Source organism: Curtobacterium flaccumfaciens (assembly GCF_018598405.1).
In the GTDB taxonomy this organism is placed as follows: Bacteria; Actinomycetota; Actinomycetes; order Actinomycetales; family Microbacteriaceae; genus Curtobacterium; species Curtobacterium aurantiacum.
The window spans coordinates 13,238-27,098 of sequence record NZ_JAHEWS010000020.1; the positions used below are offsets into that span (position 1 = coordinate 13,238).

General features: G+C 69.1%; 12 protein-coding genes. 4 read left to right on the top strand and 8 right to left on the bottom strand.

Annotated features, from left to right (window positions below; translation table 11 throughout):
* Nucleotides 1-18 precede the first annotated feature (18 nt).
* Both KK097_RS12755 and KK097_RS12760 read right to left on the bottom strand, forming a co-directional pair.
* Complete coding sequence (locus tag KK097_RS12755) at nt 19-2,064, bottom strand: bifunctional copper resistance protein CopD/cytochrome c oxidase assembly protein (protein ID WP_214545078.1); 2,046 nt, start codon at nt 2,062-2,064, stop codon at nt 19-21.
* Nucleotides 2,065-2,116: 52 nt separating this feature from the next.
* A complete protein-coding gene (locus KK097_RS12760; protein ID WP_214545079.1) occupies nt 2,117-3,208 on the bottom strand; it encodes a GNAT family N-acetyltransferase in 1,092 nt (363 codons plus the stop codon).
* 83 nt (nt 3,209-3,291) lie between these two features.
* Between KK097_RS12760 and dcd the strand changes: the two genes are divergently transcribed.
* Genes dcd through KK097_RS12775 form a run of 3 tightly spaced genes read left to right on the top strand, consistent with a single transcriptional unit; the run spans nt 3,292 to nt 4,786 of the window.
* Nucleotides 3,292-3,879 carry a dCTP deaminase gene (gene dcd, locus KK097_RS12765; RefSeq protein ID WP_214530002.1) on the top strand — a complete coding sequence of 196 codons (588 nt, stop codon included), beginning with the start codon at nt 3,292-3,294 and terminating at the stop codon, nt 3,877-3,879.
* A 53-nt stretch (nt 3,880-3,932) separates the two neighbouring features.
* The gene (locus KK097_RS12770; RefSeq protein WP_214545080.1) at nt 3,933-4,448 is read left to right on the top strand and encodes a type II toxin-antitoxin system RelB family anti-toxin; all 516 of its coding nucleotides are present in this window, start codon (nt 3,933-3,935) and stop codon (nt 4,446-4,448) included.
* The gene (locus KK097_RS12775) at nt 4,445-4,786 is read left to right on the top strand and encodes a HepT-like ribonuclease domain-containing protein (protein ID WP_214545081.1); all 342 of its coding nucleotides are present in this window, start codon (nt 4,445-4,447) and stop codon (nt 4,784-4,786) included. Before KK097_RS12770 ends, KK097_RS12775 begins: the two co-directional genes overlap by 4 nt.
* Before the next feature lie 177 nt (nt 4,787-4,963).
* Here the strand turns inward: KK097_RS12775 and KK097_RS12780 are convergent, their stop codons facing one another.
* The 5 genes from KK097_RS12780 to KK097_RS12800 all read right to left on the bottom strand — a co-directional run bounded on the left by KK097_RS12780 (nt 4,964) and on the right by KK097_RS12800 (nt 11,991).
* Nucleotides 4,964-6,067: a substrate-binding domain-containing protein gene (locus KK097_RS12780; RefSeq protein ID WP_214529999.1), complete on the bottom strand. Its 1,104-nt coding sequence runs from the start codon at nt 6,065-6,067 to the stop codon at nt 4,964-4,966.
* A 61-nt stretch (nt 6,068-6,128) separates the two neighbouring features.
* Nucleotides 6,129-7,421, bottom strand: a complete 1,293-nt coding sequence (mmsB, locus tag KK097_RS12785; protein WP_214545082.1) for a multiple monosaccharide ABC transporter permease — start codon at nt 7,419-7,421, stop codon at nt 6,129-6,131.
* Nucleotides 7,418-8,941: a multiple monosaccharide ABC transporter ATP-binding protein gene (gene mmsA, locus KK097_RS12790; RefSeq protein ID WP_214530041.1), complete on the bottom strand. Its 1,524-nt coding sequence runs from the start codon at nt 8,939-8,941 to the stop codon at nt 7,418-7,420. The genes mmsB and mmsA overlap by 4 nt, the downstream gene beginning before the upstream one ends.
* 864 nt (nt 8,942-9,805) lie before the next feature.
* Nucleotides 9,806-10,825, bottom strand: coding sequence for a LacI family DNA-binding transcriptional regulator (locus KK097_RS12795; protein ID WP_214545083.1), 1,020 nt, complete (start codon nt 10,823-10,825; stop codon nt 9,806-9,808).
* 116 nt (nt 10,826-10,941) lie between these two features.
* Entirely contained in the window at nt 10,942-11,991 is a 1,050-nt protein-coding gene (locus KK097_RS12800; protein ID WP_214545084.1) for a magnesium and cobalt transport protein CorA, read from the bottom strand.
* 328 nt (nt 11,992-12,319) lie between these two features.
* Here KK097_RS12800 and KK097_RS12805 point away from each other — a divergent pair, with 328 nt between their 5' ends.
* Nucleotides 12,320-13,183: a hypothetical protein gene (locus tag KK097_RS12805; protein ID WP_214545085.1), complete on the top strand. Its 864-nt coding sequence runs from the start codon at nt 12,320-12,322 to the stop codon at nt 13,181-13,183.
* A 114-nt stretch (nt 13,184-13,297) separates the two neighbouring features.
* On the opposite strand, the gene idi is transcribed toward KK097_RS12805, so the two are convergent.
* Nucleotides 13,298-13,840 carry an isopentenyl-diphosphate Delta-isomerase gene (gene idi, locus KK097_RS12810; protein WP_214545086.1) on the bottom strand — a complete coding sequence of 181 codons (543 nt, stop codon included), beginning with the start codon at nt 13,838-13,840 and terminating at the stop codon, nt 13,298-13,300.
* Nucleotides 13,841-13,861: the final 21 nt, after the last annotated feature.

Below are 13,861 nucleotides of genomic sequence, written 5' to 3' on the forward strand. Positions count from 1 at the left end.
CCCCGGGCCCGGTGCGGCTCAGTCCCGCTTGCTCATCGCTGCGAGGCGCTCGTTGTACGCCTTGAGGTCGGCGTCGCCGTCGCGCTCGGCCTTGCGGTCCAGGCGCTTCGCGTCGCGCTTGTCCGAACGCATCCAGTTCCGCACGACGAGCAGCGCCACGAACACCATCGGCAGCTCGGATGCACCCCAGGCGATGCCGCCACCGGTGTGCTGGTCGTCGAGCAGTGCGGCGTCGTTCGTCTGGCCCAGCGCGTGGAACCAGTCGATCGCGAACACCGACTGCGACGTCATGACCGCGACGCCGAAGAACGCGTGGAACGCCAGGGTGGCCAGCAGGGTGATGATGAGCATCGGGTACGGCGGACGCTGCGGGCCCGGGTCGACCCCGACGAAGACCCAGAAGAACAGGTACCCGCTCAGGACGAAGTGGATGATCATCGCGACGTGCCACTCGTGCGACTGCATCGCGGCCTGGTACGCCGGCGTGAAGTAGAACACCACGAGGGACCCGGCGAAGATGATCCCCGCGACGGCCGGCTTGCCGAGGAACTGCATCCAGCGGGAGTGCACGAAGAGCATGAGCCACTCGCGGGCTCCGCGTGAGCCGTCGTTGCGGACGGGCAGGGTGCGGAGCGCGAGCAGCACCGGGCCGCCGAGCACGAGCGGCAGCGGGACGAACATCATCAGCAGCATGTGCTGGAGCATGTGCGACGAGAAGTGGATCATGCCGTACACGGCAGGACCGGCCGACGTGGTCCAGATGAACAGGGCGCAGCCGATCAGCCAGGCGATGGTGCGACCGACGGGCCAGGCGTCGCCGCGCTTCCTGAGCTTGCGCACCGCCAGCAGGTACCAGACGGCCCCGACGACGGCCAGGCCGAGCCACACCCAGTCGATGTGCCACTGGGTCAGGTAGGTCTGCGTGGTCTGTGCCGGCGGGAACGGGAACCCGATCAGGCCGGAGCGGGTGTCCTCGCCCGTCGCGGGGGTCTGCGGGATCGGCGGCTGCGAGCGGGACACGGCGACCGAGACACCGATGGCCACCGCCATGAACACGATCTCGGCCAGGGCGAACCGGGTGAACAGGCGGCGGTCGAGCGGCGCGCGGAGCAGCCCGGGCACGAGCTTCCGACGCTGCACGACACCGGCGATGCCCAGAAGCACGAGGATGAGCGCCTTGACGGTGATGAGCCAGCCGTACGTCGTCGTGACGAGGTCGAGCGGGCCGGTCAGACGCAGCGACGCGTTGACGATGCCGGAGAACGCCACGGCCCCGAACGACCAGCCGGCGAGCGTCGAGTACCGGGCGATCACGCGGCCGGTCGCACCCTTGGTACGGGTGCGGAGCAGGACCACGGCGACCAGGCCGCCGGCCCACACGCACACCCCGACCAGGTGGATCGCGAGCGAGTTCACCGCGTTCGCGTGCTCGAGCGACCCGGCAGCGTGGCCGGACAACGCCAGCGGGAGCAGGGCGAACAGGCCGATCACGGTGGCGAACGCCAGGGACGTGACCCGGGTGGCGAAGGCGGCGATCACCGTGGCGACCAGGATCGCGACGGCGGACACGACGAGGGCCTGGCCGATCTCGACCTGGAACGCGAAGAGCATGAAGTTGCGCGCGAACACCGGGCTGGTGAGCGGGACGCCCAGGGTGTTCGCGCCGGTCAGCACGATGCTCACCGCGGCCGCCAGGAACCAGACGGCACCGGTCGCTGCGGCCCACCGGGTGGCCCGGTGCTGCACGCTCGACAGGGCACCGTGGTCCTTCTTCTGCGCGGGCAGCGCGAAGGCGGCGACGATGAGGAGCCCGACGGTGAGTGCCGCCATCGTGTCGTGCACGACGCGGGCGATCGGCAGGCCGTACTCGACGACCTCGCCGGCGGACACCAGCTGCTGACTGGCGCTGAAGGCACCGGTGATCGTCAGCCCGAGGATCGAGCACGCGACGGCGAGCGGGATCGCGATGACGAGGACCGTCGCGACCGTGGACGAGCGCCCGGTGGTGGGGGCGGCGTCCGGCGCTGACCCGGTGGGCTGGGTTTCGGGTGACGTGACGGTCATGACCGTCCAATGGTAGGCGCGTCGGCTGGCAACCGGCCCCTCGGATGCGCGCTCAGACCCGCCGTTCCCAGATGCCCTCGCAGCCGACGCCGACGAACCCGACGGCCTCGTTCACGTCGAGCATGTGGCGGTTCTCCTCCGCGTTGAACGTGATGATCGAGGGGCGCCCCGGGAACCGTCGCTCGAGCTCCTGGATCCCGACGACCTTGAGCAGCCAGCCGAGCCGGTGCCCACGGTGTTCGCGCAGCACCAGGGTGTCCCACTGCTGTGCCGGACGAGCGGGGTCGTTCGGCACCGACAGCTGCGTGAAACCGGCCAGGGCGGTGCTGGGCACGTGCTCGACGGCCACGGTCAGCAGGGCGCGCGGGGCCGTGGCGAGTTCGTCCTCGTGCTCCCGGAGGCGTTCGGCGGTCCAGACGTCCTCGGGCTCCTCCATGTCCCCAGCGGGTGCGTCGGTGCTCATCCGGGTCTCGAGCAGCGCGATGCCGTCCAGCCACTGTTCCGGGGTACGCCCGGTCCAGGCGTGCACGCGGTACTGGGGACCCGCGGCGGCGGACGCCCGGTCGTGCAGGCCGCCCACCACGGACGCGTCGGCGGGCAGCGGGAGCCGGCTGATCCGGTTCACCTGGCCGAAGTGCCAGCCGCGAGCGGTCAGGAAGCGCACCCCGGCCTCGTCCTCGGGGACTGCGCCGAACCCCGTCGGGGCCTGCACGTACCCGGGTCCCGAGGCGGGGCCGACCTGCCGTGAGACGGCGTAGGTCTTCCACTGCGTCCGGCCGTCCGCACGGGCCATCGCCTCGAGGTGGTCGGCGAGCAGCGTCCCGACGCCACGGCGCTGGTGCTCGGGGGCGACGCCGACCGACATCCAGCAGTTCGTCGTGCCCGGCTCCTGCTTGGTGTCGTAGGAGCCCGCACCCACCACGGTGCCGTGCTCGTCCCGCGCGACGACGAGCCGGCTCGGGGCACCCGGCTCGCGGCACAGCGGCAGGTACTCCTCCGGGGTCCAAGCGAGCTCGCGCAGCCCGTGCACGGCGGCCTCGGCCCCGTCGGACACGGCGAGCCACGCGGCGAAGGTCGCCACCGTCGCGGGGTCGTCATCCATGGTGGCGGGGACCGTGATCTCGTCGACGGTGTACGTGGTCATGACTGCTCCGAACGCCGCCCGCCCGGGTGGTGGGCAGCCTGGCAGCATACCGGCGTCGCGACGGCTGCCGCTAGGCTTCGTGCGTGCTGCTCTCCGACCGCGACATCACCGCCCAGCTCGCCGAAGGCCGGATCGGCCTCGACCCGTACGACGCTTCGCTCGTGCAGCCGTCGAGCATCGACGTCCGGCTCGACAAGTTCTTCCGGCTGTTCGACAACCACAAGTACCCCCACATCGACCCGGCGGTGGACCAGCCCGACCTGACCCGCCTGGTCGAGACCGACCCGGACGAGGCGTTCGTGCTGCACCCGGGCGAGTTCGTCCTCGGCTCCACGTTCGAGGTCGTGACGCTGCCCGACGACATCGCCGCGCGACTCGAGGGCAAGAGCTCGCTCGGTCGCCTCGGGCTGCTGACGCACTCGACCGCCGGGTTCATCGACCCGGGGTTCTCGGGGCACGTGACCCTCGAGCTGTCGAACGTCGCGACCCTGCCGATCAAGCTCTGGCCGGGGATGAAGATCGGCCAGCTCTGCTTCTTCCAGCTGTCGAGCCCGGCTGAGAAGCCCTACGGTTCCGCCGAGTACCAGTCTCGCTACCAGGGCCAGCGCGGCCCGACCGCGTCCCGCTCGGCGCAGAACTTCCACCGCGCGGACGTCTCCGGGCGCCACTGAGCCCGCGCCGCTCCGGCGCGGACGAAATGTTGCATGCTGTGTATCGTTGCAGCATGTCCGCTGATCTCCCACGGTCCGCTCCGCCACTGTCGGCAGCACTGCTCATCCGCGACGCCCGCGAACGTGCCGAACTGACCCAGGTCCAGCTCGCCCGGCGTGCGGGTGTGACGCAGAGCGTCATCAGCACCTACGAGAACGGTCGGCGCGAACCGTCGCTCGCCGCGCTGCAGCGCATGCTCCGCGCCGCGGGCTTCACGACCACGATCGACCTGCAGCCGGTGCAGGAGCCGCCGCCGCTCCGTGACCGCGTCGCGGGCCACCGGCAGGACCTCGTCGCGATCGTCGAACGGTTCGGTGGGCGGAACCCCCGCCTCTTCGGCAGCGTCGCCCGGGGCGAGGACGGTCCGGACAGCGACGTCGACCTGATGATCGACGTCGACCCGGGGCTCGGCATCTTCGCGTTGATGCGGATCCAGGACGCCGCCGAGCGGCTGCTCGAGGTCCGGGTGGACGTGGTCGACGCGGCCGGCATGAGCGACGCCGTCGTCCGGACAGCGGTGCCCCTGTGATCCCGGTCGCCGGTCGCGACGTCCGGGACCGCCTCGACGACGTCATCCGAGCCTGCGAGGCGATCCGGCGCTACGTCGACGACGAGCGGCTGCCCGAGGACCTGGTGCACGACGCGGTCCGGATGCGCCTGGTCGAGATCGGCGAGGCCGTCCGCGTGCTCCCCGCGGCGGTGACCGCGGTCGAACCCAGCATCCCGTGGTTGCGGGTGTCCGACCTGGGGGAGCGGCTCACCCGCCGCTACTTCGACACGACCCGCGCGCTGGTGTTCGGGACGGCACGGACCGACGTCCCGCACCTCGCCGCCGCGGCTCGGCGGCTGCGCGCAGCCCACCCCTGACCACCGGCTCCGGAGGACCGGGCGCGATCGCGCGAACTGGCCGGACCACGCGTCGGACGGGAGGCACGGATCGCCACGTGCACCGCGCCTCCCGTCCGCCCGGGGCCGGCCACCGGACGACGCAGGACGGCCCCGTCTCGCCGAGGCGAGACGGGGCCGTCCGTGGTGCTGGGGAGATCAGCCCTTCTTGGCGAGCTCCTCGAGGGTGTCGTTGCCCTTGTAGGCCTCGACGGCGTTGTCCTTGGTGACGAGGACCGGTGCGAGCTCGATCGCGGGGACCGTCTTCACGCCGTTGTAGTTGTTCGTCTTGTCCATCTTGGTCTCGGGCTTGTCGCCCTTCGACAGGGTGGAGACGAGGTCGACGGCAGCCTGGGCTTCCTTCGTGGTGTCCTTGAAGATCGTCGAGTACTGCGTGCCCTGCATGATGAGCGGGATCGACGCGGTCTCCGAGTCCTGCCCGGTCACGACGGGGTTCTCCTTGCCGGCGGCCTTGGTCGCGGTGAGGATCGCACGGGCGAGGGTGTCGTTCGGCGACAGGACGCCGTCGAGCTCGGTGTCACCCGTGTAGTACTGCGCGAGCAGGTCGGTCATGCGCGACTGGGCCTTCTGCGCGAGCCAGCCCTGCGTGACGGCCTTCTGGAACGTGGTCTGGCCGGAGACGACCTTGATGGTGCCGTCGTCGATCTTCGGCTGGAGGACGTCCATCGCACCGTTGAAGAAGACGGTGGCGTTGGCGTCGTCCGGCGAACCGGCGAAGAGCTCGACGTTGTACGGCTTGTCGCCCTTCTTCTCCTCGAGGCCCTGGAGCAGCGCCTCGGCCTGGAGCTGGCCGACCTTGAAGTTGTTGAACGCCACGTAGTAGTCGACGTTCTTCGTGTTCAGGATGTTGCGGTCCCAGGCGATGACGACGGCGCCGCGGTCCTTGGCGGACTTGACCTGCGCGGTCAGCTGCGAACCGTCGGCGGCACCGATGATGACGGCCTTGGCGCCCTTGGTGATCATGCCCGAGATCTGCGACTGCTGGTCCGGGACCGGGTTGCCAGCGTTGGCGTACTGGATGTCGGCCTTGAAGCCGGCGTCCTCGATCGACTTCTTGAACGCTGCGCCCGCGAGGACCCAGTTCTGCGAGGTCTTGGCCGGCAGGGCGACGCCGATGAGGTCGCCCTTCTTGATGGTGCTGGTGCTGCCGGCGTCGTCGGACGAGCCGCGGGCCGAGCAACCGCTGAGGGCGAGGCCCGCGATGAGCGCCAGGCTGAGGCCGGCGACGATCTTCTTGCGCATGTGAGTGCTTTCTCTTCGTTGAGGAGGTGTGGGGCCGGGGCCCCGGTGTGGGGAGTTGGGACTAGGGGAGGGTGATCTTGTCCGGCTGGTCCTCGATGGACCGCGGCTGCTGGGCGGACACCGTGTTCTCCTCGGTGTCCTTCCGCTGGAACTGCCGCATCATGCCGCCGATGAGGGACGGACGACCCTGCGACTTCGAGTAGACGTCGAAGGCGACGGCGACGAGCAGGACCAGACCGCGGATGATCTGCACCTGGTTGGACTCGAGGCCCATCAGCTGCAGGCCGTTCGACAGCAGCGCCATCACGAGACCACCGATGATCGAGCCGGAGATCGTGCCGACACCACCGGCGACCGCTGCACCACCGACGAACACGGCGGCGATCGCGTCGAGCTCCCAGCCGGTGCCGTCCGCGGGGCCCGAGGCGCCGGAGTAGGCGACGAACACCATGCCGGCGATCGCGGCGAGGACCGACATGTTCATCATGACGAAGAAGTTGACCTTCTTCGCGGAGACGCCGGAGAGGACCGCGGCGTTGGCGTTGCCACCGACGGCGTAGACCTGGCGACCGAAGATCGTGTTCTTCGTGACGAAGCCGTAGACGATGGTCAGGACACCGAGGATGATCGCGACGATCGGGACCGAGGTGCCGGCCGGGCCGGCGGCGAACAGGTACGTGGCGACGAGGGTGACGGCGACCAGGATGCCGGTGCGGACGATCGAGACCCACAGCGGCGGGACCTCTGCCTGCATCTTCTTGCGGCGGGCACGGCCACGGGCCTCGATGATGATGAGCGCGAGGATCGTGACGAGACCGATGAGCAGCGTGCCGTTGCTGAAGCCGAAGTCGGGGCCGAAGTCGCCGAGGAAGCCGGCGCCGATCGGGGTGAAGTCGTCCGGCACGGGGACGGACGTCGAGTTGCCGATGATCTGGTTCACACCGCGGAAGATGAGCTGACCGGCGAGCGTCACGATGAAGGCCGGGACCTTCACGAACGCCACCCAGAAGCCCTGCCAGGCACCGATCGCGGCACCGCAGGCGAGGCCCAGGATGATCGCGGCCCACACCGGGAAGTCCCATACGGCCATGGACTGTGCCACGACGATGCCGACGACCGCTGCAACCGATCCGACCGACAGGTCGATGTGCCCCGCGATGATGACCATGACCATGCCGAGCGCCAGGATCAGGATGTAGGAGTACTGCAGGAACAGGTTGATGACGTTGGTCGGCTCGAGGATGAGCCCGTTCGTCGTGATCGAGAAGAAGATCAGCAGCACGATGAGGGCGATGATCATGCCGTACTGGCCGATGCTGTTGCCCTTGCCGAAGAGCAGTTTCAGGTTGTTCATGAGGCGGTGGCGCCCTTCCGCGCGGAGGTCATGCTGCGCATGAGCGATTCGGGATCGGCCTGGTCGGCCGGGAGGTCAGCGGTGATCTGGCCCTCGAAGATGGTGTAGATCCGGTCGGAGAGACCGAGGAGTTCGGGGAGCTCGGACGAGATGAGGATGATGCCCTTCCCCTCGGCCGCGAGCTGCTGGATGATCCCGTAGATCTCGAACTTGGCACCCACGTCGATGCCGCGGGTGGGCTCGTCGAGGATCAGGATGTCCGGGTCGGTGAACATCCACTTGGACAGGACGACCTTCTGCTGGTTTCCGCCGGAGAGCTTGCCGACGTTGTCCTCGACGCTCGGCACCTTCGTGCGGAGCATCTTGCGGTACTTCTCGGCGACCGAGTACTCCTCGAGCGAGTCGACGACACCGGCCTTCGAGATCTTCTTCAGGTCGGCGGCGACCGTCGAGCGCTTCACGGTGTCGAGCAGGTTCAGGCCGAGCGCCTTGCGGTCCTCGGAGACGTAGCCGAGGCCGTTCTCGATCGCCTGCTGGACGTTGGTGACCTTGATCTCGCGGCCGTCCTTGATGATCTGGCCGTCGAGCCAGGTGCCGTAGGAACGACCGAACAGGCTCATCGCGAGCTCGGTGCGGCCGGCGCCCATCAGACCGGCGAAGCCGACGATCTCGCCCTTGCGGACGTGGAAGTTCGACGCCTTGCAGACCAGACGCGACGGGTCGATCGGGTGCTGCACGGTCCAGTTGCGGACCTCGAAGAACGTCTCGCCGATCTTCGGGGTGCGGTCGGGGAAGCGCGACTCGAGCGAGCGGCCGACCATGCCGCGGATGATGCGGTCCTCGTTGACGCCGTCCGCCTTGACGTTGAGCGTCTCGATGGTCTTGCCGTCGCGGATGATCGTGATCTCGTCCGCGATCTGCTCGATCTCGTTGAGCTTGTGGCTGATGATGATGCTCGCGATGCCCTTGGCCTTCAGCCCGACGATCAGGTCGAGCAGGTGCTGCGAGTCGTTCTCGTTGAGCGCGGCGGTCGGCTCGTCGAGGATCAGGAGCTTGACGTCCTTGTGCAGGGCCTTCGCGATCTCGACGAGCTGCTGCTTGCCGACACCGATGTTCTTGATCTGCGTGTCCGGGTCGTCGGCCAGGCCGACGCGGGCGAGCAGGTCCTGCGCACGGAGCTGCGCGGCGGTCCAGTTGATGACGCCACCGCGGCTCGGCTCGTTGCCCAGGAACAGGTTCTCGGTGATCGAGAGCTCCGGGACGAGCGCCAGCTCCTGGTGGATGATGACGATGCCGGCCTGCTCGGACTGCTTGATGTTCGAGAAGCGGACTTCCTCGCCCTCGTAGACGATCTCGCCCTCGTAGGTGCCGTAGGGGTAGACGCCCGACAGGACCTTCATCAGGGTCGACTTGCCGGCGCCGTTCTCGCCGCAGATCGCGTGGATCTCGCCGGCACGGACGCTGAGCGAGACGTCGGACAGCGCCTTCACACCAGGGAACTCCTTGGTGATCGAGCGCATCTCGAGGATCGTCTCGGGTGCGGTGATCGACCGGGTCTCGAGGCCGGTGTCGATCGGGGTTGACGCCACAGTGCATCTCCTTCTGCCGCTTCGGTGCGGCAGTGTGTTCGGGTGGTTCTGCTGCGGCAGCGAAAGCACAGGGGGCCTGTGTGGACTTCGTTGTCGCGTCCGGATCCGGCTCGGTGTGACGCTCATGTGAACGGTCACATCGGCTGGACGGAGGCAATTTACGCACAGCCTCGGTGCGGCTGTCAATTCGGTTTGGTCGCGTTTTCGTAACGGGCTGCGTGATCCGGAGGGAACGTCCCCCGGGTTGGGGCCAGGGCGCTCGGGAGCGGCCGTTTCGTTGCGCGGATCCGCATGCGCGGACGGGAGGCCCGTGGCGGGCCCGCCACGGGCCTCCCCTCCGCTTCGTGGTCGCGTCCGGAGCCCCGCTCGCCTCGTCGGAGCGGGCTTGGCTGGTGCTTCCGGGCGTACCTGGTCGGAAGTTCGTGGCAGGTATGCCCGTTCCTGGCAGGTACTGCGGGGCGGCCGGGTGGTTCCGGGTGTACCGGGACGTTTCGGGCGTACTCAGTCGTTTCGGGCGTCCCTGGTCGGAAGTTCGTGGCAGGTACGCCCGTTTGTGGCAGGTACTCCGGGGCGGCCGGGTGGTTCCGGGCGTACCTGGTCGTTTCGGGCGTACTCAGTCGTTTCGGGCGTCCCTGGTCGGAAGTTCGTGGCAGGTATGCCCGTTTGTGGCAGGTACTCCGGGGCGGCCGGGTGGTTCCGGGCGTACCTGGTGGTTCCGGGCGTACCCAGTCGTTTCGGGCCTACCTGGTCGGAAGTTCGTGGCAGGTACCCCGGGGCGCCGGGGCCGGAGCTCCGTCAGCGCGTGCGGGGCGCGCTCGTGGAGGCGCGCACGACCAGCTGCGGGACGATGTCGATCGGGCGGAGCAGTTCGCCCTCACTCGGCAGCAGCAGGTCCACGCAGCGCCGCCCGAGCTCGGCGAAGTCGACCTGCACCGTGGTGAGCGGTGGCCAGAAGTGCTTCGCCTCGGGGATGTCGTCGTAGCCGACCACGGACAGGTCGCCCGGCACGTCGAGTCCGTACGAGCGCGCCGCGTGCATCACGCCGAGCGCCATCTGGTCGTTCGAGCAGAAGATCGCGGTGCAGTCCCGCCACCGCAGCAGCTCGCGGCCGGCGTGGTAGCCGAAGTCGGCGGTCCAGTCGCCCAGGATCGGCGGGGAGACGGCCTTGTCGCGGTCGGACATCTCCCGCAGGAACCCCTGCATGCGGGCGTCGGCCTCGATCCAGTCCTGTGGTCCGGCGATGTGCCGCACGTACTCGTGACCGAGGTCGAGCAGGTGCGCGGTTGCGAGTCGTGCACCCTCCATCTGGTCCACCCACAGGGCCGTCGGGTCCTCGCCGACGCTGGCGCGCATGGTGACGTAGGGGGTGCGGATGCCGAGCTCCGCGATCAGGTCGAAGACCCGCTGCTGGGGCGCGATGACGACGATGCCCTCGACGTCGAGGTCGAGCAGGTGCCCGAGTCCCTCACGCACGGCGGCGTCGGTCGCCTCAGCGATGTTCGCCGTCGTGACCGAGTAGCCGCGGAGCATCGCGGCGTCCTCGATCGCCTGCAGTGCGACGGCGGGACCGTAGTGGGCGCGGCGGGCCGTCAGGACGCCGATCGTGTGGGTCCGGCTCGTGACCAGGGCGCGTGCGGCCCGGTTCGGCCGGTACTGCAGCTGCTCCATGGCCGCCAGGACCTTGTCGCGTGTCTCGGCCCGGATCGCGTCCGAGTTGTTCAGCACCCGCGAGACGGTCTGGTGTGAGACGCCCGCGATCCGTGCGACGTCACGGATGCTGGGCGAACGCGGTTGCTGTGTCCGCGATGACGCCATTGCTGCTCGTTTCCGCCCGGGTGTCGTGGCACATCGATGTGCACGTTCACATCCGGGCCAGATCATTATGCACGTCCGGCGGATCGACGCCACCTGTGCGCCGATCCGCCGTCCGCTCAGAGCCAGTTGCGCTTGCGGAAGATCGCCCGGAGCACGCCCATCAGCAGGAGCATGCCGAGGATCGCGACCGGGTACCCGTAGTGCCAGTGCAGCTCGGGCATGTGGTCGAAGTTCATCCCGTACACACCTGCTATCAGGCCGGGCGCGAACAGGATCGCCGCCCACGACGAGATCTTCTTGACCTCCTCGCCCTGGCGGTGTGCTGCCCGGGCGAGTTGCCGGCTCTCCTCACCCTGGGCCAGGCTCGCGCTGGTCATCCGGCGCATCGCCTCGTTCTGCTCCTGCGACACCAGGGTGGCGTGCAGGGTCAGGGCGTTCTCGAGCAGGGCGCGGAACGAGTCGACCCGCTCGGTGACACGGAGCGCGTGGTCGTGCACGTTGCGGAGTCGGTGCTGGACGTCGTCGTCCACGCCGTACTTGTCGGCACCGCGGAGCAGCCCCGTGACCATCGCCGGCACCGGGGTGGTGGCGCGCTGGAACGCCAGGGCCTCGCTGAGCAGCTGGTAGATGCGCTTCGAGACCCCGGGGTCGACCTGCCCGGCGAACAGCTGGTCCTCGATGGCGTCGATCTGCTCCTGCAGCACCTGGACGACGGGGCCGTAGCCGTCGACGACCTCGTCGAGCACGGCCGCGGTCACGGCCTCGGACCCCTTCGCCAGGAACTCCGGGTCCGCCTCGACCTGTGCGCGCAGCACCGCCAGGTCGGGTCGGGCGGCGTGCCGGACACTCACGACGAAGTGGTCGCCGACGAACAGGTGCACCTCGCCGAACTCGACGGTGCCCTCGGACGGGTCGAACCAGGCCGGCCGGAGCACCAGGAACAGGGTGTCGCCGTAGCGCTCGAGCTTGGTGCGCTGGTGTCCCTTGCGGGCGTCCTCGACGGCGTTCTCGTGCAGGTCGAACTCGGTGGCGACGGCCTCGAGCTCGTGCGGGTCGGGCCGGAGCAGCCCGATCCACGTCAGGTCGCCACGAGCCGGGCGTGACAGGGTCGACGGAGACTCCACGCGGCGTCCCCGGACGTAGATCGCGTTGTCGATCAGTGCCATGTGCGTGCTCCTTCGGTGGGGGGCAGGCGGGCGCGATGGCGCTCCGGAGGCGATCCGGGGCGGGGCAGGGTCAGCGAGCGGGCGCGACGACCGACACGGGCGGCCGGCCCGATCGAGGATGGTCACCCGACATCGCGCCTCACCTGCCCTTCTCGTCTCGTCGTGGCGGCGCCCAGAGCGCTGCCGACGGTCGAGCGTACGCCTGCGGCGCGGGTCGGACAACACCGACCACCACGTTCCACATGGCCGCGAAGACCCTTGCCGCACACCAGGGAGGACGCTAATGTCCTGATATCCAGAACACTGGATGCGAACACGAAGGAGTGTCATGGTCAAGAAGCAATCGCCCACCGTCGGCATCATCGTCGCGTCAGTCGGGTGCATCGCCCTGTCGTTCGCCCCGGGATTCCGCGACGTCGCTGTCGTGTGGTGGCTCCTGGGCGCCGCCGGGGTCACCACGGCGTGGATGCGCGCAATACGACCGAGGCGGCGGCGCCGGACGAGGACACTGGCACTGTCGGGGGTGGCGTTCGTCGCCGCGGCCACTGCGGCGATCGCGCTCGTCGGCGTCGTTGCGCCGGCGCGGGCCGATGCGTCGAGTGCCGTGACGGCCACGGACCGCTCTGGCACAGGACATCTCGTCCAGCTCGCGTCTCAGCTCCGAGCCGAGGGCGGCAGCCGGGGCTCGAGTGCGGTCTCGGCGGCTCGGGAGACGGGGTACTCCGTGCGTTCGGGGCTGGAACCCGACTGGGCCGGTGCGTCCGCGTACTCGTACGAGGGCGCGGACGTCGTGTCGGTCCCGCTGCTCGGGACCGACGTGCCGGAGATGACGAAGCTCTCGTTCGTGACCGTGGACGGTGAGACGGCGATCACCGAGATGGCATCCGCCATGACGTCGACCACCGTGGTGCACTTCGCCATGTGGCAGGACGGTCAGCTGACCAAGAACGTGGACCTCACGCAGGGATCCGACGCGGAGCGGGCGTCGTCGATCGGGACGTACGGCCTCGATTGGAAGCGGCTGAACAACTGCCTCAACAGCATCGGGATCAGTTGGGCGGTGATCGCAGTCCTCGGCGTCGCGTGTGGCGCAGCCTGCGCGACCATGGTGCTGTGCGCTCCGTGTCTCGCCGCGGCGGCGGGCTTCACGACGGGCACCATCGCGAAGTGCGTGTCGAACGCCTGGTCCTGAGCGGACAAGCCGTGGCCTGGCAGGTGCCGCTTGCGCACCTGTCAGGCCCGAACGACCTCGTGCATGAGCAAAGCGCCGGCAGGGTGCAACCGCACAGCGGCAGGCGCAGGAGCGTCAGCGCGTGACGTGCAGCCCGGCGGTCTCGAGTTCGGCGAGCTGCCACCCGAGCCACGGGCTCCAGGCGAACGGCGCGCCGGCGACGGCCTGTCTGAGAGAGTCCTCGGACACCCATGCCCATTCGGCGACCTCGTCGTCCGCGGGCGCCGGGGTGTTGTCGGTCACGGCGCGGAAGACGGGGCAGACCTCGTTCTCCACGATGCCCGAGGCGTCGACCGCGCGGTACCGGAACTCCGGCAGCACGACCTCGACGTCGCGCACGGTGATGCCGAGCTCGCGGGAGGCCCGACGGGCGATGGCGTCCTCGAAGGACTCGTCCGGCCCGGGGTGGCCGCAGAAGGTGTTCGTCCACACCCCCGGCCAGGTCTTCTTCGACAGTGCTCGTCGGGTCACCAGGACGTCGCCGTCGGTGTTCCGGACGTGGCACGAGAACGCCAGGTGCAGGGGCGTGTGGGCGGTGTGGACCGTGAACTTGTCAGCCGTGCCGATCGGGGTACGGTCGTCGGCCAGGAGCACCACGGATTCAGGGAAAGCGTTCATCTGTGTCGATAGGTTAGGCCA

What these genes read in the sequence shown, in the direction of transcription:
- idi (WP_214545086.1), bottom strand. Translation starts at nt 13,840, where the DNA reads ATGAACGCTTTCCCTGAATCCGTGGTGCTCCTGGCCGACGACCGTACC.
- mmsB (WP_214545082.1), bottom strand. Translation starts at nt 7,421, where the DNA reads ATGAACAACCTGAAACTGCTCTTCGGCAAGGGCAACAGCATCGGCCAG.
- KK097_RS12805 (WP_214545085.1), top strand. Translation starts at nt 12,320, where the DNA reads ATGGTCAAGAAGCAATCGCCCACCGTCGGCATCATCGTCGCGTCAGTC.
- KK097_RS12780 (WP_214529999.1), bottom strand. Translation starts at nt 6,067, where the DNA reads ATGCGCAAGAAGATCGTCGCCGGCCTCAGCCTGGCGCTCATCGCGGGC.
- KK097_RS12770 (WP_214545080.1), top strand. Translation starts at nt 3,933, where the DNA reads ATGTCCGCTGATCTCCCACGGTCCGCTCCGCCACTGTCGGCAGCACTG.
- mmsA (WP_214530041.1), bottom strand. Translation starts at nt 8,941, where the DNA reads ATGCGCTCGATCACCAAGGAGTTCCCTGGTGTGAAGGCGCTGTCCGAC.
- KK097_RS12795 (WP_214545083.1), bottom strand. Translation starts at nt 10,825, where the DNA reads ATGGCGTCATCGCGGACACAGCAACCGCGTTCGCCCAGCATCCGTGAC.
- KK097_RS12760 (WP_214545079.1), bottom strand. Translation starts at nt 3,208, where the DNA reads ATGACCACGTACACCGTCGACGAGATCACGGTCCCCGCCACCATGGAT.
- KK097_RS12800 (WP_214545084.1), bottom strand. Translation starts at nt 11,991, where the DNA reads ATGGCACTGATCGACAACGCGATCTACGTCCGGGGACGCCGCGTGGAG.
- KK097_RS12755 (WP_214545078.1), bottom strand. Translation starts at nt 2,064, where the DNA reads ATGACCGTCACGTCACCCGAAACCCAGCCCACCGGGTCAGCGCCGGAC.